Annotated in this window: 9 protein-coding genes; all 9 read right to left on the bottom strand. The window is 68.6% G+C overall.

Going from position 1 to position 17705, the window contains the following annotated elements:
- Positions 1–3858 carry a DUF4175 family protein gene (locus EP7_RS17540; RefSeq protein ID WP_463523015.1) on the bottom strand — a complete coding sequence of 1286 codons (3858 nt, stop codon included), beginning with the start codon at positions 3856–3858 and terminating at the stop codon, positions 1–3.
- Positions 3859–3922: 64 nt separating this feature from the next.
- Positions 3923–6316: a VWA domain-containing protein gene (locus EP7_RS17535; RefSeq protein ID WP_463523013.1), complete on the bottom strand. Its 2394-nt coding sequence runs from the start codon at positions 6314–6316 to the stop codon at positions 3923–3925.
- 71 nt (positions 6317–6387) lie between these two features.
- The gene (locus EP7_RS17530) at positions 6388–8580 is read right to left on the bottom strand and encodes a BatA domain-containing protein (protein WP_463523011.1); all 2193 of its coding nucleotides are present in this window, start codon (positions 8578–8580) and stop codon (positions 6388–6390) included.
- Positions 8581–8639: 59 nt separating this feature from the next.
- Positions 8640–9539, bottom strand: a complete 900-nt coding sequence (locus EP7_RS17525; RefSeq protein ID WP_463523009.1) for a DUF58 domain-containing protein — start codon at positions 9537–9539, stop codon at positions 8640–8642.
- Positions 9496–10575 (bottom strand): AAA family ATPase, encoded by a 1080-nt coding sequence (locus EP7_RS17520; RefSeq protein ID WP_463523007.1) that lies wholly within the window; start codon positions 10573–10575, stop codon positions 9496–9498. The genes EP7_RS17525 and EP7_RS17520 overlap by 44 nt, the downstream gene beginning before the upstream one ends.
- Positions 10576–10666: 91 nt before the next feature.
- Positions 10667–15106 carry an outer membrane protein assembly factor BamB family protein gene (locus EP7_RS17515; RefSeq protein WP_463523005.1) on the bottom strand — a complete coding sequence of 1480 codons (4440 nt, stop codon included), beginning with the start codon at positions 15104–15106 and terminating at the stop codon, positions 10667–10669.
- 328 nt (positions 15107–15434) lie between these two features.
- Positions 15435–15614: a hypothetical protein gene (locus EP7_RS17510; RefSeq protein ID WP_463523003.1), complete on the bottom strand. Its 180-nt coding sequence runs from the start codon at positions 15612–15614 to the stop codon at positions 15435–15437.
- A 77-nt stretch (positions 15615–15691) separates the two neighbouring features.
- The gene (locus EP7_RS17505; RefSeq protein WP_463523001.1) at positions 15692–16612 is read right to left on the bottom strand and encodes a carboxypeptidase regulatory-like domain-containing protein; all 921 of its coding nucleotides are present in this window, start codon (positions 16610–16612) and stop codon (positions 15692–15694) included.
- A 139-nt stretch (positions 16613–16751) separates the two neighbouring features.
- Positions 16752–17702, bottom strand: a complete 951-nt coding sequence (locus EP7_RS17500; RefSeq protein ID WP_463522999.1) for a carboxypeptidase regulatory-like domain-containing protein — start codon at positions 17700–17702, stop codon at positions 16752–16754.
- Positions 17703–17705: the final 3 nt, after the last annotated feature.

The raw sequence follows: 17705 nt of genomic DNA, 5'->3' as shown, positions 1-17705 counted from the left end.
TCAGTCCTCCCCGTCATCACGTTTGGGCTTGGTCATGTCGCGGACCAGGTCGGCCAGCGCGCCTTGCTCGATCTTCAGCCGCTCGACCTCGGCCGTCTGGGCGTCGGTCAGCTCTTTCTTGCGCTCTTTGAGGGTCTCGAAGAAGTCGGTCTGGTCGTTGATCTCTTGCTGGAGCGACTTGAGGATCTTGAGCTGGGCCGAGGCGGGAATTCCGTCGTTGTTGCCCCCTCCGCCGCCACCGCCACCACCGCCGCCCCCGCCGCCACCCTGCTTGGGCTTGTCGGGCTTGAGGGATTCGACGAGTTGCTTGAACCGGTCGGCGGCAGCCCGCGCGGGGCGCTGGGTTTCGGCGTCGGTCTTGAGCCCCTGGAGCCGCTGGCCTGCGGAGTCCATCCCCTCGGTGGCTCGTTTCAGCGTGAGGGCGAAGACGGGGGCCCCTTCGAGCTTCTTGACCAGCTCGGCGGTCTCCGACTTCAGGCCGAGCTCGGTCTTGCCCAGGTCACGCACCGAGATGCTCTCGCCCCGGGTCAGCTTGCCGCCGGCGGCGAGCCGCTTCTTGTCGTAGTCGACCGTCTCGACGGCCACCTTCTCCTGCCGCTCGGCCAGAGACTTGAGCTCGTCGGTCATCTTGGCCAGCTCTTCCATGGCGAGTTGCTCCTCGGCCTCTTTGCGGGCCTCGGCCACTTCCTCTTGCGCCTCTTCAAGGTCGGCCAGGGCGTCTTCCTGGTCCTCTTCGGCCTCTTCACCCTGGTCCTGGTCGAGCCCCTGCTCCGACTTCTTCATCTTGGCGGCGGCCTCCTCCCCCTTCTGGGCGGCCCGGCCCGCGTTGAGCTTGGCGAGCTTCTGTAACTCCTTCTTCAGCTCTTTCTCGATCTCCGCTTGCTCCTTGGCGAGCTTCTTCAGGGAGTCCGACTTCTTCTTCGGGTCCTTCTCGGCGCGGGCCTGCTGGGTCTTCTTGAGGTTCTCGGTCTGGCGCTTCTTGATCTGCTCGAGTCGTTCCTCGGCGTTCTTCAGCTCCTTGACGAGCCTGGAGAGCTCGCGGCCCTTGCGGTCCTGGATGGAGTCGACCAGTTCCTTCAGCTCGTCACGCACCTTCTCCTGGCCGGCGCGGGCGGACCCCATCTGGTTCTTCTCGAGCTGCTCGGCGGCCTCACCCATCTTGCCCGCGGTCCCCTTGGCGCGAGACTCCTCGGCGGCGCCCCTCATGGCGGAGGCGGCGAGCGGGTCTTCGGCGTCGAGCTTCTTGGCCATCTCGGCCATCTTCTCCATGAGCCCCTGGAGGTTGCGGGCGACCTCGTTCTGGCGACCGGCCAGGTTGCCTAGCTCGGCCTTCTGGGCGTCGTCGAGTTTCTCGGGGGTCTTGCCGGTGAGTTCGGGCTTGGCGGCGGCCTCGGCCGCCTGCTTCATCACCTGCTCCTGGGCCTTCAGAAGTTCCTGGGCGTCCTTGACCACGCCTCGATAGGTCTCGAACTCGCTGAGGCCGTCGAGCATCTTCTTCAGCTCGCCGGCGATCGCCTTCTGATTGGTCTCGGCCTGGGCCAGCGACTCCTTGGCATCCGGGGCCTTGCCCTCGTCGGCCCCCCCCTGCTCTTGCGGCTTCGACTCATCGGCCTTGCCGGCCGGCTGGCCCTTAGCCTGATCGCCGCCAGCCTGCCCCTTGGATTGATCGGCCTTGGCCTGTTCGCCCGCCTCGGCCTTCCCGGCCGGTTGACCCTTCGCCTGGTCGCCAGCTTCGGTCTTCCCGGCAGGCTGGCCCTTGGACTGTTCGCCGGCCTGGGCTTGCTTGGATTGTCCGACGGCAGCCTTGGCCTGATCGGCGGCAGCTCCCTTGGATTGGGGGGCCGTTGGCTTCGTTTGGGACGGGGCGTTGGGTTCGTTTCGAGCCTGGGCGCCTGCCTGGTTTTGTTCGGCCTGCTGGTCCTGCTGCTCGTCGAGGGCTTTGGAGGCGCGGTTGAGGGCCTGCTCGGCGGCGGTCAGGTGGTCGTCGCGGATCCGGTCGACCCCTGCCTTCATCTCCTGCATCTGGGCGGCGGCGTCGGGGTTCTCGACGTTGAAGTTCTTGAGGTCGTCGAGGAACCGGCCGATCTTCTGGTCGAGTCCGTCGGCCTGGTTGGTCACCCGGCCGGCGAGCTGTCGCTGGATCATCTCGGCGACCTTGAGGTCATCGCGCCCCTTGGGGTCGAGCTTGCCGGCCTGGTTCAGGGTGCGCCTGGATTCTTCGACCGGCCGGAGGGCCTGCTCCTGCATCTTGAGAATGCGCTCGGCCTCCTCGCGGATCTCGCGACGCTGGGCCTCCAGGTTCCTGGCGAGTTCCTCGGGGCTGATGATTCGAATGCGTAACTCACGGCTCTTGCCAAGGTTAGGGCCGTTAATCGTGTCGTAATCGCGAGCGTCGGCGTGGAACGTGATCACGGCGCCCGGGGTCAGATTCAGGGACGCGAGCGACCAGGCGTGGCCGATCTCCGTGTGCTTGGTCGTCCGACCTTCGGGCGTCTCGGGGGCGTTCCAGAGAGGGATGAAGGCGTCGGGTCCGGGCTCGGAACCGCCGTTGGCGATCTTGTAGGCGAGGCGGGCTGAGTGGGTCCCGTAGTCGTCGTCGACGGTGAACCTGAGCGGGACCGTGGCGCCCGGCGGGACGTCGCGGTCGTTGTTCGGCTCCTCGATGGCGACCCTGGGGGCCTCATCCTTGTCCATCCTGACGTCGTACCGCTGGGCTTCCTGGTTCTTGAAGCCCTCGGTGTCCTTCAGGTCGAAGTAGAACGGAGCCGAGGCCTTGACGTCGAAGCGGGTCACGACCTTCTTGGGCGACTTCGGGTCGAGCGTGACCGGGACCGTGGCCTCGCCGATCCGGAGTTCGGCCGACGCGAGTGACTTGTTCGCGGACGCCCGGATCTCGACCTTGCTGCCGGCCACCGCACGGACCTGAGAGTTGCCGGCGGCGAGCGTCTTGGGGCCGACGCCCGTGTAGTCGGGCGAGACGACCGTGACGGCGATCTCGACGAGCGAAGGGGGCGGCACGACCTGGATGGCGACGTCGCGGACGCTGGTCGAGTCGTCGCCGGCGGCCACCGAGAAGGTGAACGGGCGGGAGACCGACTCGATCCGGCCGCGGAAGAGACCCCCCTCGACGGCGCGGAGCGACTCGACGACCGACTCGCCGGTGTCGGGGAAGCGATAGGTGACCTTCGCGGAAGTCGGGACGGTCTCGCCGGGCGCGACCTTGACGGCGAGATCGAAGGACTCGCCGCGGGCCACCTTGCGGCGAGCCTCGGCCAGGCTGAGATGGGTCTGCCTGGGCCAGGCGGTGCCGCCGTAGGGCCTGGCAAACCGGTTCAAGGCAATCCGCGACAGGGCCGGCGACGCGGCATAGATCCCCAGGCCTGCCGCGATCGTCAGGGCGGCGGCCGCCAGAGCACGCCTCGTGGGGGCCTTGTCGACGACCTCGCGGAAGTCGATCGACTCGGTCTCGGCGATGGCCTGTCGTACCGTCGCGTTACGCAGGGCGAGCGAGCCCAGGTCATCGGATTCGGTTCCGTCGCGGAACTGGACGGCGCTCGCGAGACGATCGTTGAGGCCCGGCCATCGTTTCTCGATGCGCATCGCGATGTCGAGGTCGCGGAACCGGACGATCAGGGGCCGGACGACGTGCCGGGCCAGCAGCCAGGCGCCCAGGCCAATCGTGGCCAGAAGCAGGACGAGCCGGACCTCGGGTGCCAGGTGGAAGAGGAAGTCGAGCAGGCAGGCACCGATGATGGCCAGCACGATGCCCGCCGTCAGCAGGCCCGCACCGTGCAATGCCAGCTGGCGTCGGACCTGCCCCCGCAGCGACGCGATCCGAGTTTCGAGGGGACCACGCATCACCGAATGCCTCCCGGCAGCCTTCGAGCCAATCCGCGTCAAGGGCCGTCCGTTCTATTCCATCTTAAACCATCTGGTTGCGTTTTCTCAGGGCCCACTCGGCCGTCAGCACCGTCAGGAACAGGGCCAGGACCGGCCAGCTATTCCAGAGCGGGATTGGAGGGTCGGTGTCCAGCGGCACTTTCTGGGGCTTGGGCAGGTCGGAAAGCAGGCTGTCGACCGCCTCGGGAGTGTAAAACTTGCCGCCGGACGTGCTGGCGGTGCGGATCAGCTCGGCCCGGTTCATCGGCACCCGCTCCAGCTCGCCGGCGGGCGGGTCGACTCGGAAACCGGCGGTGGGGACCGCACCTTCCAGGATCGGCGGCGGCAGTAAGCGAACCGTGTATTCTCCCTCGGAGGCCTGCGGCAGCGCTCCTTCGAAGACATTCTTCGCGCCCGTTGAGTTCTTCAGCGTCAAACGGCGCGGTCCCTGTCCCTTCCGTTCGATCTGGACGGCAAGTTCGCCCGATCCGGGGGCAAGCGCCGGGTTGGGGAATCGGACGCGGACGATGACGGGCTGGTTGCGCTGGTAGCGGCGGCGGTCGGTCGTGACCTCGGCCTGCTTCTGGCCGAGCAATTTGGTCCGGGCCAGGAACCGGATCGTCTGCACCCAGTAGCGGCCGAAATACTTGTCGCCGACCCGGAACCGCCAGCGCCAGGTGTCATCGACCGCGTTGAACATCACCTTGCCCGACCCGTAGAACTGGTAGAGCATCAGCGGCAGCTTGCCGTCTGAGCCGGTGGCGGTGGGGTGCTCGGCCAGGACCAGGGCGGCGGGCTTCTTGCGCGGGGTTTCCATGAACCAGTAGAGCGGGGGGAGCGACTGCCAGATCTGCTCGCTGGACGCCTCGTCCTCGCCGAAACGGAAGATCGGGCTGGTGCGGCCCTCGGCGGTTAGCTCGGGGCGGTACGCGGCCAGGTTGTTGCCCACCGCGATCGGGTTGCGGGCGTCGCCCAGCTCGACCGGGAAGAGGGGTTCCAGGGGCGTCCCTCGATAGAGCAAGGGGTTGAAGTTCTCGCCCGCCACGAACAGCAGGCCGGCCCCCTTCTCGGCCACGAACTCGACGAGGTTCTGCATCTGCACGGCGCTGAGGAAGCTGGGGTCGGCGTCGCCCATGATGACCGCGTCAAACTTGAAGAGGTCTTCCTTCGAGGCCGGCATCGTCGGCAAGGCCGAGCGGTCCTGCTCGCTGTACTCGGGGTCGGACGAGAGGAGGACCACGCTCAGGTCGATGGTCGAGTCGCGTTCCAGGTAGGTCTTCAGGTAGCGGTACTCGTAACGAGGGTCGCCGTCGACGAGCAGGACCTTGAGCTGATCCTTGCGCACGGTGACCGTGCGGACGATCGCGTTGTTCTCGACTTGCAGCTCGCGTTCCCTGGGCTCGACCTGCACGACGTAGGTGATGTCGCCGACGTCCTTGGGCCGGTGGGGGATCTCGATCCTGGCCGGCTGGCCGTCGGGCGGTGCGACGACGCTGATCGTCTCCAGGTCGCGCACGGCGCCCGAGGCGTCGCGCTGCTTGAGCTTGACGGTGAGCGGCTGGCCGGCAAAGCCTTTACTGCTGAGCTTGGCCTGGAACCGGACGAGGTCGTCGGCGAAGACGACGTCGTCGACCAGCAGCTCGCCGATTTCCAGGTCGCGTGCCGGCTCGGAATCGCCCAGGCCGATGACGAAGAGCGGGACCCCCTTGCGGGCGGCGAACTCGGCGGCCTGCGGCAAGGTTTCGCCGTCGGTAGTCTGGCCGTCGGTGGCGAGCAGGATCGCCGTGGGCGGGACGCCCCTGAGCTCGGTGAGGACCTGCCGGACGCCCGACCCCAGGCGCGATTGCGCCCCCTGGGCGGTCGCGGCCTTGACCTTCTCGAGCGCGGGCTTGACGTCCTCGGGCTTGTCGACCTCTGCGAGCGAGCTTGCGGCCCCGGAGAGAAGGTAGAGGCGGATCTTGTGCTGCTTCTGGAGTTCCTTCAGCCAGGCGGCATCGTCGCGGGCAAGCAGGCCCTGGGCGACCGCGGCGCGGCTGGGCTCGGTCTTGCCGGCGGCCTTGGCAAGTTCCTGCGCGGCGGCCTTGGCCTTGGGGTCGGCCGGCTGGTCGACGATCTGGCCGCTGGCGGAGTCGTCCAGCATCACGACGAAGTAAGGCAGGCCCGTCCGGTCGACGGAGAGCACGGCCTCGGACAGCATGAACACGGCCAGCAGGATCAAGCAGATGCGAAGCGAGGCGAGCAGGACCTTCCAGGGGCGCGAGGCCTGCCCTTCGCGGCGGTAGAGCCAGATGACGAGCGCAATGCTGGCGGCCAGCACGAGCAGGAGGACGCCCTGCGACCAGGGCTGCTCGAACCGGACGTGCGGCGTGATCGCCTCGCCGGCGCGTGCACGCTCCACGCCCAGTCGGTCCGCCAGTCGTCGGAGCAGCCAGTCCATCATCGAGGGGTCCAGGGGGCGTCGGGCGCGGGAGGGGAAATTGGGAGCCGTCCGGGGAATTGTAGGGGAGTCTAGGCGTGGTGGCCGAATTTCCAGGCCAGGGTCGACTCGATCAGCAGCAAGGCAAGCACGGCGAAGAGCAACGGCCGGTGCAGCTCGCCCTGGCGGCTGATCGCGGCGGTGTCGGCCCCCGCCTGCTGAAGGTTGACAAAGTAGGCGAAGTTCCAGCCGGGGACGGCGGCGGCGAGCCCCGCGCGGTCGAGCTTCGCCGGGTCGCTCTCGGCCGGGTCGGGCACCGCGGCGAAGGTCGACTCCCTGGCAAGCGGCGGGCCGATCTTCACCTTGTAGAGGCCCGACAGGTCGGTCTCCTCGAAATGCAGCAGGCTGACGTCGCCGTCGGGCTTGAGCCGGGCCGGCAGGTCGCGGCCGTCGGGCGTGCGCACCGAGGCCACCACCTCCGCGCCGGCCGGGGGCAGGGCCTGGTCGAGCGGCTGGCCGACGCGGACATTGCGCTCGGCGAGCCGGCCCGCGGCGGCCTGGAAGACGACCTGCTCCATGACAGGCGGGAAGCTCGGGTGTACCGGCCAGGTCGTCCAGCCGGCGTCGGCGGTGGTCGCGACCTGGACCACCGTACCGCGATACCTGGGGGCCTCGATGACCGCCGGATCGCCCGTGCCCGAGAACGCCAGGGCCACCCGGGCCCTGGTGTCGGCCGGCAGCTTGAGGGCCTGGTATTTCCAGGTCTTCACCGAGGTCAGGCCCGCCTGAACCTGGTCCGACTCGTCGCCGAAGAGGGCGACGATCGGGTGCTTGAATCCCTTCGCGTCGAACGTGAACGGGGTCTGCATCAGCTTCGCGTCGCCCACGGACGGACCGATGAGCGCGGGGAGAAGCCCCTTGCCGTCGGCGTAGAGCAGGCGGTTGTAGTTGTCGGCGAGCACCTGATCGCCGCCGAAGATGACCACGCCCCCCCCCTGCTTGAGGTAGCCCTCGAGCGAGGCGACCTCGGCCTCCGTCACCTGGGCGACGTTGCAGAGGATCACCGCGTCGTAGTCGGAGAGCTCCCGGCGCACCAGCTGGTTCTCGGGGACGACCTGAACCTTGATCGGCGAGGCCGGGCCCCCCTGGTCGCCCGAAGGGCTGAGCGCCTGGGCCAGGTAGTCGGTCTCGGCCTGGAACGCCTCCGACTTGAAGTCGCCGTCGACGAGCAGGACCTTCAGCGACTCGCGCACCGGCACGGCCAGCACGCGGCGATCGTCCAGCTTCAAGGAGTCTTCGTCGACGCGGGCCTCGACGACGTGGTCGCCGTCGGAGTTGAACGTCTGGGTGAAGACGAGCGGGACGTCCTCGCCGACGGGGAGGTCGACCGTCTGCTCAGGGCCGACCTGGCCGTCGACGACCAGCCTGACGCTGGCCCCTGTCGTGGGCGCAGGCCCGAAGTTACGGACCACGGTGCGGATCGAGACGGTCGAGCCCGACGTGACGACCGGCGCGCCCAGGGCCAGTTCGGTGACGGCGTGGTTGCCACTCCCTTCCTTGCCCAGGTCGATGACCACCGACCGGGCCTTGCGGGCCTGCACCTTGTCGACGACCCGCTTCAGCTCGGCGGCGGCCTCGGGCTTGCGCCAGCTGGTGGCTTGCAGGTCGGTCAGGAAGACGACCTCTTTCTGGGGGATGGTCGAGACGTCGAGCACCCGGTCGATCGCCGCGAAGCTGGCCACCAGGTCGGTGCCGCCGTGCGGCATGACCATCGACTCCAGCTCCTTGCGGACCTCGTCGGCGCTCGGCGAAGGGGTGCCGATGATGACCTTGGGCGGGTCGGCCATCAGCACGACGCTGGTGACGTCGCCGCGCCTGGCCTCGCGCACCACCTGGATGGCCAGCTGCTTGGCCTGGTCGAACCGGGTCGCCTCGGCGGGCGCGTAGCCCATGCTCAGGGAGCCGTCGAGCACCAGGACCCGGTGAGTCCGCTGGCCCGCCAGCACCGGTAGCGCGCCCATGCTCTCCAGGAACGGCTTGGCCATCGCCAGCACCACGGCGATGACAAGCATCGTGCGCACGGCCAGAAGGAGCCAATGCTCCACCCTGACCCGCCGCTGGTTCTTGCGCATGGCCGCGACCAGGAACCGCATGGCCGCCCACGGGACCTCGCGGAATTTCCGGCGGTTGAGCAGGTGCAGCAAAATGGGCAGCGACGCGGCACCCAGGCCGTACAGGAGCGGCAGGTTGGCGAAGCCGAGGGCTAGAACGACCGGCGGGAGCAACGTGCAGCACTCCTGAAGGGGACCGGGTCATCTCGACTGAGGTCGGTCGGCGGTCGTCGTCAACGGGTCCGGAGGCCGCGCGAGGCCAGGTAGGTCGACAGGCTCAGGCCCAGGTCCTGGTCGGTCCTCAGAGGGACGTAGTCGATGTCGGCCATCCGGCAGCCTCGCTTCAGCTGGTCGAGGAACTCGCCCAGCTCGGCCTGGTACGCCTTGCGAAGCGAGTGCGGCTCGGTGAGCACGTCAGGCATGCCTTCGAGCCCCTTGAACAGGGTGGTGTCGCGGAACGGGAAGTCGAGCTCGGCGGGGTCGAGGATGTGGAAGACGATGACCTCGTGGCGGCGGTGGCGGAAGTGGCGCAGGCCGGCGATGATCCGCGCGGGGTCGTCGAACAGATCGGACAGGACGACCACCACCCCGCGCTTCTTGAACCGGTCGGCGATGTCATGGAAGACCGAGCCCACGTCGGACTTGTGCCGGGCCGGCTCGACCTCCATCAGGTGGATCAGCTCCTTCAGCTGAGACGGGGTGCCCGATGGCTTGAGGTAGCGGCGGATCGTCTCGTCGAAGGTAGCCAGGCCGACGGAGTCCTGCTGCTGGAGCACCAGGTAGCCCAGCGACGCGGCCACGAACTGGGCGTACCGCAGCTTGCTGACGTTGCCCGGCGAGGCATAAGCCATCGACTCGCTCGTATCCAGGAGCAAGTACGTGAGGAGGTTCGTCTCCTCCTCGTACTGCTTCAGGTAGAGCTTGTCGGTCTTGGACCAGACCTTCCAGTCGACGTGGCGGATGTCGTCGCCGGGGACGTATTCGCGATGCTCGGCGAACTCGACGGAGAAGCCGTGGTACGGGCTGGCGTGCAGGCCCGAGACGTACCCCTCGACGACCATCCGGGCCTGGAGGTCCAGGCCCTCGAGGTTAGCGAGCGTTAGCGGATTTAAATATCTTTGGGAGTCTTCCACTTTGCTCGGCCTCGCGGTCGTCGACGGGGATGGCCTTGATCAGCCGCTTGACGATGTCGTCGGGCTTCAGGCCCTCGGCCTCGGCGTTGAAGTTCGTGACGATCCGGTGCCGCAGGACGGGCCCGGCCACCGACCGGATGTCCTCCGTCGAGACGTAGTACCGGCCATTCAGCACGGCGCGGGCCTTGGCGGCGAGCACCAGGTACTGGCTGGCACGCGGGCCGGCGCCCCAGCTCACGTAGTCTCGGATGAAGTCGGGGACGTCGCCCTTGTCGCGCCTGGTCGAGCGGGTCAGCCGCAGGGCGTAGCGGATGACGTGGTCGGCCACCGGCACCTTGCGGACGATGTCCTGGAGTTCCAGGATGTCGGTGCCGGAGAGCACCTTGGAGACCGACGGCTTGTGGTTTGCCGTGGTCATCCGGACGATCTGGAATTCTTCCTCTTCTTCGGGATAGTCCACGACAATGTTGAGCATGAACCGGTCGAGCTGGGCCTCGGGCAGGGGGTAGGTCCCTTCCTGCTCGATCGGGTTCTGGGTGGCCAGCACGAAGAAGGGGTCGGGTAGCCGGTGCCGCTCGCCGCCGACGGTGACCTGCCGCTCCTGCATGGCTTCCAGCAGCGCGGCCTGGGTCTTGGGCGGGGTCCGGTTGATCTCGTCCGCCAGGATGATGTTGGCGAAGATCGGCCCGCGGAGGAACTTGAACTGGCGGACGCCGGTCGCCTTGTCTTCCTGGATGACCTCGGTGCCGGTGATGTCCGACGGCATCAGGTCGGGCGTGAACTGGATCCGGTTGTAGCTGAGGTTCAGGGCGTCGGCCAGGGTGTGGATCATCAGGGTTTTGGCCAGGCCGGGCACGCCCATGAGCAGGCAGTGGCCGCGGGCGAAGACCGCGATGAGCAGCTCCTCGAGGACCGACTGCTGGCCGATGATGACCTTGCCCATCTCGGCCTTGAGATTCTCGAACGCGTCCTTGAGCCGCTCGACGGCGGCGAGGTCGTCGGGCGGGAGTGTCGCGGGTGCGGATTCATCGCTCACGGGCTGGCACTCCCTCGATTCGGCCCCGTCGCGCGGGGCGTCGCGGCGTGGCCGCAACCCTGTTGGGACGCGGCCTGCCTCTGATTCCAAGCTAACGCGGCGCCGCCGCCGCGTCTATCGTCCGGCGATCCCCGAGAGCCCAGAGGGCCCCCGACGAGGCGATAACCGCCCCGCGAGTGGCCAGCCTGACGTCGAGGCCGCCGCTCGTCACCGGGAAGACAAACCGCTGGAGCAGGCCGCCGTCGGACCTCGACCGGAAGACCACCGGCAGGTCGCCCGGCTCGCCGTCGGACGGGGTGGGCCAGGCGACCAGGCCGTTGCGGCCCAGCTCCACCGACCAGCGAGCCCTCGGCCCCGAGAGGGTCCGCCGCCAAGCCCGCTTGCCGTCCGCGAGCGAGACCGCCACCAGGTCGTTATCCGTTGCCGCATAGAGCCTCAGGCCGTCGAGCGCCATGGCCTCGGGCCGCTCGCTGAGGTTGTCCACCCCGAGCGGGCATTCCCAGAGCTTCTTGCCGGTCTTGGGGTCGAGCCGGATCAGGCGGAGGCCGTCGTGCAGCACGAGCAGGTGCTCGGCGTCGCCCAGGATCCGGGGGCTGCCTCGGCCGGGCAGGACTTCGCTCTCGCGGAAGTTCCAGCCGATCTCGCCGCGGGCGACCTCGAACAGGGCGATCGTGCGCTTGTTCAGGACCAGGGCCAGCCGATCATCGTCCAGCGGGAGCGGGTCGCGGAGCCAGTCCTCGTCCTCGGGACGAGCCGAGCTCGAAAGCCGTCGGCCGCTCTCGGTGTCCAGCACGTCGATCGCGTTGGGCGAGCGGGCTTGCAGGATGATGTGCCGCGCGGTGACGGCCATGTGCGGGTTGATCCGCGCCCCTTCCGGGGAATAGGTCCAGGCGACCAGCCCATTCTCGCCGTCGAAGGCCATCAGGCTCGACTCGCCCCGCAGACAGTAGATCCGGTCGCCCACGACGCGGAAGCCGTGAAGCAGCCCGGGATCGGGCACGCCCCGGCCGTCGCCGCGGTCGCGCCTGGCGAACGGATTCGCGCCGCCTTTGCCCCCAGGTTCGGCGGCAACTTCCTGCCGCCAGGCCTCGACGCCGGTGTCGACGGCCAGCGCCACGAGCCCACGCGACGTGGCCACGACCAAGCGGTCGGCCAGGTAACCCGCCCAGAGCGGCTCAGACTTCAGCTCGACCGACCAGGAGGCCTGTTCGCTGAGCATCTCGATGGGGGCGAGCCTCGACCCTTCGACGAGGAAGATCCGCGCGGCGTCCGACGAGGGAGGGACACCCTCCGCGGCGAGCAACCTGGATTGCCCGACCTGCTCGGGCCGGCTCCAGGTCCGCTTCAGGGGGACGGTCGGCTCGGAGTCGCCACCGCCGGAGACCAGCCGGTCGAAGGGATCGGACTGGAGCCTCAAGGAGGCGAGCGCCGCCAGGTCCTTGCCCTCGAAGGCGGCGTCCGGCATCCGCGAGAGCCTGGCCAGGGCGTCGCGAGCCGGGATCCAGAGCTTCTGAGCCTCGTAGGCCCGGGCCAGCCCCCAGAGGGCCCGGCCTTTCAGTTCATTCTCGTGGGTCGCGTCCAGCAGGTGCTTGTAGGCGCGTGCCGCGTCGCCGTGCCGGCCGGCGCCGTCGTGAAGCTCGGCCAGGGTCAGCCAGACGTCCGGGATGACCGTGGCCACCGGGTAGGCCGAGGCGATCTCCTCGAGCGGCCTGGCCTGAAGCGTGGCTTTCGCCCGCCCGTAGAGGTCGGCGGCCCTGGCGTCGAACTCGGCGTAGAGCCCCTGCCCCTTGGCGGCGAGCAACTCGGCCAGCCGATCGGCGACGAGAAGGTCAGCCCTGACGGTCCTGCGTCCGTCGGCCAGGGCGACGCTCACCAACCGCTGCCGCTCGTCCTTGAGGACATCCTGAAGCGTCCCGACGGCGAGGGCGGGCTCGTCGCTGCGGACCTGGACGTCGGCCAGCTCCAGCCTTGCGGCCAGGGCATCGCGGTCGACCCGCGAGACGGCGGCGGCCCCCCTGAACCGATCGGCGGCGACGGCCCAGTCTTTGGCGTCTCGCGCCTTGCGGCCCAGCTTCATCAACAGCCGATGCCTGTGGTCTCCGGCGATCCCCGCCAGAAGCTGGCCGTCGATCTGCTCGGACGGCCCGGCCTTATCGGCGGCCAGCGCCAGGTTGGCCAGGGCCTCGTCGTCGTCGCCGACGGCCTCGGCGGCGCGGCCCAGGCGGTAGTAGTTGGACGCCTTCTCGGGCGCCTTGACGATCTCCTCGCGATAGCGCTGCATCAGACGGCGGTTCTGGCAGAAGACGACCATCGAATCGGCCTGGGTGACGATCAGGTAGCCGTCGCCGGCGACGAGGTTGCCGCCGTTGATCTGGAAGTCTTCCATCAGCTTGATCGGCGGCTCGGTGCGCAGGCCGTTGGACTGGTCGAGCACCTGGATCTCGCCGCGGGTGGGCCAGTAGACGCGGTCGCCGGCGAGGATCCCGCGGCCGAACCCCTGATAGGTCCGCGCGGTGTCCGGGAACGTGTGCAGGCGCTTACCCGTCTTGATGTCGAACCACATCACCACGTCGCCGGTGGCGATCAGGCGTCCCTTGGCCACACCGAGCAGGTGGGTCAGGCGGACCTCCTCCGGCAGCGGGTCGGTCTTCCAGACGAGCCGGCCCGTGGCCGCGTCGAGGGCCAGGATTGAAGGGGAGTCTTCGGGCGCGACCAGCACGAGGCCGTCGTGGACGATCGCCGGGTTCAGGTCGCGCACCGGGGCCGAGCCCGCCTGGCGTTCCTGGCGGTGGTAGGCGGCGACCCAGCGGATCGAGCCCGTCTCGGCGTCGAGCGCCGTGACCGCGCCCAAGTTCGTCTGGTAAAAGACCGTCGAGCCGTCGAGGCTCAGCAGGCGATGGCCCAGCTCGGCGCCGGGGCCGCTCATCCCCATGCCGCCCATGCCCCCTATGCCGTTGAACGGGTTGTCGGCCGACGAGTCGCCCACGTAGCGAATCCATCGGGTCTGCCCGGTGTCGGCGTCGAGGCAGGCGACGTGCACCGCGGTCTGGCCGCCGACATCGTTGACCGTCACGCCGACGTAGACCCCCCGGGTATCTGCGACGGGCGTGCCTTCGAAGGTCGGGCTGCGGCCCCCTTCTCCGCCGCGCCTGGCCATGTCGAGGTCGGCCGCATGTCGGCGCCAGAGCAGCTTGCCGTCGCTGGCCCGGTCCAGCGCCACGATCGAGGACGGGGGCGTGGACGGCATGCGGCTCATCGAGGTCATGGCCGGGGGCCCGAGCCGCGCGAAGATCCGGTCGCCGACGGCCGTGAGCGTGAACCTGGGCACGCCGATCGAGCTGCGGGCGGCCGACGGGACGAACTGACCCGCCTGGTTCTCATGCTTCCAGGCCACGGGGACAATGCCGTCCCGGCTCCCCCCTTCGCCCGCGGGCCGCTCGCCCAGGTTGTAGGCCACCACCTGCTTGTCATCGCGGACGATGACCTGATCGCCCACGATGATCGGGTGATAGGCCAGCAGCCGCTCCGGCGAGACCGAGGAAATCGACGGGTTGACCATCGGGTTGAACCCGCCGCGCGACCCGCCCGGCCTGGTCGGGGGCTCGAGCTCGATCTTCCACTGGAACGAGCCGACGTCGATCGGCCCCGCGGCGATCTTGGTCCGGGTGGGAGCCCCCGCGAAGGTGGGCCAGCGGCCGTCGGCCTGCGCCGGCGGGGCCAGGTTCCCGTGCGCAAGGGCCTCGGTCAGGGTCGTTGCGAACAGCCCGTCGATGCCGGCCAGTGGGCCCTTGGCATCGGGATAGGCCTTTGCCATCGCCTCGATGTCGGCCGGTCCGGGGACGTCCTCGCCGATCGCCGCCCGGCAGAGAATCTTCTTCGCCGCGACCTTCGCCAGGTCGATGCTCGGGTCGGGGTGGACCAGCCCGCGAGGGCCTTCGGCGCGGTCGGGCACAAGCTGGCGATAGTACGAAAGCGACTCCGCGAACCGGCCATCCTGGTAGGCAAGGTCGCCCAGGAGGTCGAGCGCATCGTCCCCCCATGAGCTTGAGAATCCCTGGTCGACCACCCGACGCAGCAGGGCCCAATCGCGTTGCTCGGCACCCTGTCGGTACCACCGCTCGGCCTGGTCGTCGACCCTGGCACGGTACAACGCGCGGGCCTCGGGGGGCAGCTCGGCGATCCGCCGCTGGCAGAAGTGCCGCAGATCGACGGACAGGGAGACGGTGCCGGTCGGGTCGGAGAGCGGGTCATCCTTGGGCAGCTCGGCCATCTTGTCGCCGAACTGCTGGATCACCTTCAAGTAGATGTCGATCGCCTCGGCCCAGTGGGCGTCCTTGGCGTGCGAGGCGGCGCTACGCAGCAGGGTCGTCGCCGAGTGACTGGTGTCGGCCCGGAACGGGGGCCCCGCGCGGTGTGGTTCCTGGGCCGCGGCATGCATTCCGATCATCGCCGAGACGACGGCCAGACACGCCGAGAAGGCCCGCCCGCCAGCGCGGATCGATCGTCCTACCGTACGGGTCTCGATCGTCATTCGGCCCTCCTCGCGAGTGAGAGGCTCGACAGAGGTCTGATCGGCGGTGGCTGGACGAAGGAGTCGAGGGCGAGCGTCAAGATCGAGGTCGCCCACCCGGAAGAGCGTCAGTCGCCTCCACGCGGGCTCGCCTTCATCCTCATCCTTCGGGGCTCGCATCGTCCCACTTCTGCCATTGTGCAGGCCAGGGCAAATCGAATGGCAAGGCAAATTGGGGACCGCGGCAAGATTTCGAGCAAATCATGAGGAGAAAATCGATGGGAGCCGACTCGAATCCGCCGCAAACTGCCTTCCCGACGGGCGTAGACGCCCCGGATACAGGCAAGCTCTAGTTCGGCTGACCCTGGATCAGATAGCCGAAATAAAAGATCAACGCCCCGGCGCCGGCGATGAGCATCGACACACCGAGCCCCACATTGTTGGTCAGCTCGGAGACGATCGCGAACGGCAGGATCATCAGGCCGACGAGCTGGACCGACCGGCCGAAGGCGTAGCGATTTTGCGACAAGGTGCCTCCGAGCACCCGGCAGGTGGCGCGAGCCGGCCCGCCGGGTCCGGGAATTGGGGTCGTTCAAAAAGGCCGGATTACTTGACCTTGGCCGGGTCGAGCTTGACGTCGCCGATGTCGACCGTGGCTCCGGCCGTGACGTTCACGACCTGGCCCCGGCCGAGGCCGGCCGTGACGTAGCCGACCTTGTCCTGCCAGACGACGATGTTCTGGGCGCCGGCGGGCACACCCTTGATCTCGAACGAGCCGTCCTCGCCCGTGATGGCGAAGAACGGGTGGTCGAGGACCATCACGAATCCCTTCATCCAGGGGTGGATATCGCAGGCCAGCGGCAGGACACGCTTCTCGGCGACGAGCTTACGCTGGATCGTGCCGTTAGGGGCCAGCATCTGGTTGAATCCGCCGTTGGCGAATCCGGTGTAGCGGATGTTGTGATTGACCGGGTCGCTGGACTTGAAGTCCAGGGCCTGGTCCTTGTGCATCGCCAGCGTGTACGGGATGAACTCGCAGTTCTTCTGGTCGACCACGACCGTGGCGGCGTTGGCCAAGAGCGCCTTTTCGGCCTCGGGGTTCTTCCCCTTGGGGGCGACCAGGTAGGCGATCCCGTGCTTGATCCCCTTGGTCTTGGCGTCGACGGCGAAGCCACGATCGTAGATGGGGGGCTTGCCGCAGACCTCGGGGTCCTTCTCGGTCGCGAGCGGCTTGGGAACCGGCACGGCGCCATTCCAGATGAGCCGGCCCTTGATGGTGCCGAAGCCGGCCTGGCCGACCGAGGCCCCGGCCAGCGGCAGCAGGGCGCCGGCGGCGGGCGGGGCGGCGACGGCGCGGGTCGAGTCGAACGCGGCGAAGGCCGTCAGGAGCAGGGCCGCCGACAGGCAGGCGCCGATCCGAAGGAGGCTGGAAACCGACGAGCGGGCGTGATTCATGGCGGGCTCGACCTCGAACAGACGCGGTGGGAAGTTGGGGGCGGGGCCTGGCGTGGGGGTCGTCAGACGCACGACTGCGTGGCAACCCTCCGGTTCGAGCATAACACGGGGCGGCAAGCCGGGTGAAGCGTGCTTGGGCCGAGATGAAAACGGCGTCGGCGACCGAGTGGGTCGCCGACGCCGTTTTCATCAGTCATGCGTCATACGTCGATCAATTCTCGGGCTTCAGGGCACCCGGATCGATCTTGAATTCCTGGCTGGTCTCGCCGTTGGCGGCGACGACGATGTCCTGGCCCGAGCTGGGGGTGACGAAGCCCTTGGCCTCCTGCCAGACGACCACCTTCTGCGAGCCGGCCGGGACGTTCTTCAGCTCGAAGTTGCCGTCGGCGTCGGTGACGGTGATGTAGGGGCTGTCGGTCACCATCCAGTAGGCGGTCATCCAGGGGTGGATGTCGCAGACGACCTGGCCGGGGGCCCGGGCGGCGGCCTGGGTGGTGAACGGGACCTCGGAGCCGCCGGCGATGGCGCTATTCAAGGGGTTGTTCTGGACCTTCGAGTTGACGTTGTGGCCGACCGGGTCGCTCGACTTGATGTTGATCTTGGAGCCGGTCATCACGCCCACGACGTGGGGAACGAAGGTGCAACCCTTCTGGTCGAAGTCGACCGTGGCGGTCTCGGCGGCCGACTTGGCCTCGGGGCTGACGGCGGTGGGCTTGGGGATGTAGACGATGGCGTAGCGGACGCCGTTGTCCTTGCCGAGGACCAGCCGCTCCGACTTGATGTCTTCCTTGGCGCAGACGCTCGGGTCCTTGACCGTGGCATCGCCCTTGGTGACCAGGATCTTGGGGGTCGGCGCGGCGCCGCCCAGGACGACCTTGCCCTTGAGTGTGCCGAAGCCGGCGGCGGCGGTCGCCGAGGGGGCAGGCGCGGTCGACGGGACGGCGGCCGAAGGCGTCGCGGTGGGGGCGGCGGCGGGTGAGGTGGGCGCGGCGGGAGCACCGACGGCGGGGGCAGCCGGGGCGTCGGTCTTGGCCTCGGGGGCCGAGACGAGGACGGCGTCGTCGACCGACTGGGCGCCGCCGCCGCAACCGATGACCGGCAGCAGCAGGGTGGCCAGGCTCAGGCCGGCGCCGAGGGATTTGCGCATCGCGGACGGGCTCATCGG

It is taken from the genome of Isosphaeraceae bacterium EP7, assembly GCA_038400315.1.
Classification (GTDB): Bacteria; Planctomycetota; Planctomycetia; order Isosphaerales; family Isosphaeraceae; genus EP7.
The sequence above is the reverse complement of the archived record's forward strand: the minus strand, read 5'-3'. Positions and strand labels throughout refer to the sequence as shown.

What these genes read in the sequence shown, in the direction of transcription:
- EP7_RS17535 (WP_463523013.1), bottom strand. Translation starts at nt 6,316, where the DNA reads ATGGACTGGCTGCTCCGACGACTGGCGGACCGACTGGGCGTGGAGCGT.
- EP7_RS17500 (WP_463522999.1), bottom strand. Translation starts at nt 17,702, where the DNA reads ATGAGCCCGTCCGCGATGCGCAAATCCCTCGGCGCCGGCCTGAGCCTG.
- EP7_RS17540 (WP_463523015.1), bottom strand. Translation starts at nt 3,858, where the DNA reads ATGCGTGGTCCCCTCGAAACTCGGATCGCGTCGCTGCGGGGGCAGGTC.
- EP7_RS17515 (WP_463523005.1), bottom strand. Translation starts at nt 15,106, where the DNA reads ATGACGATCGAGACCCGTACGGTAGGACGATCGATCCGCGCTGGCGGG.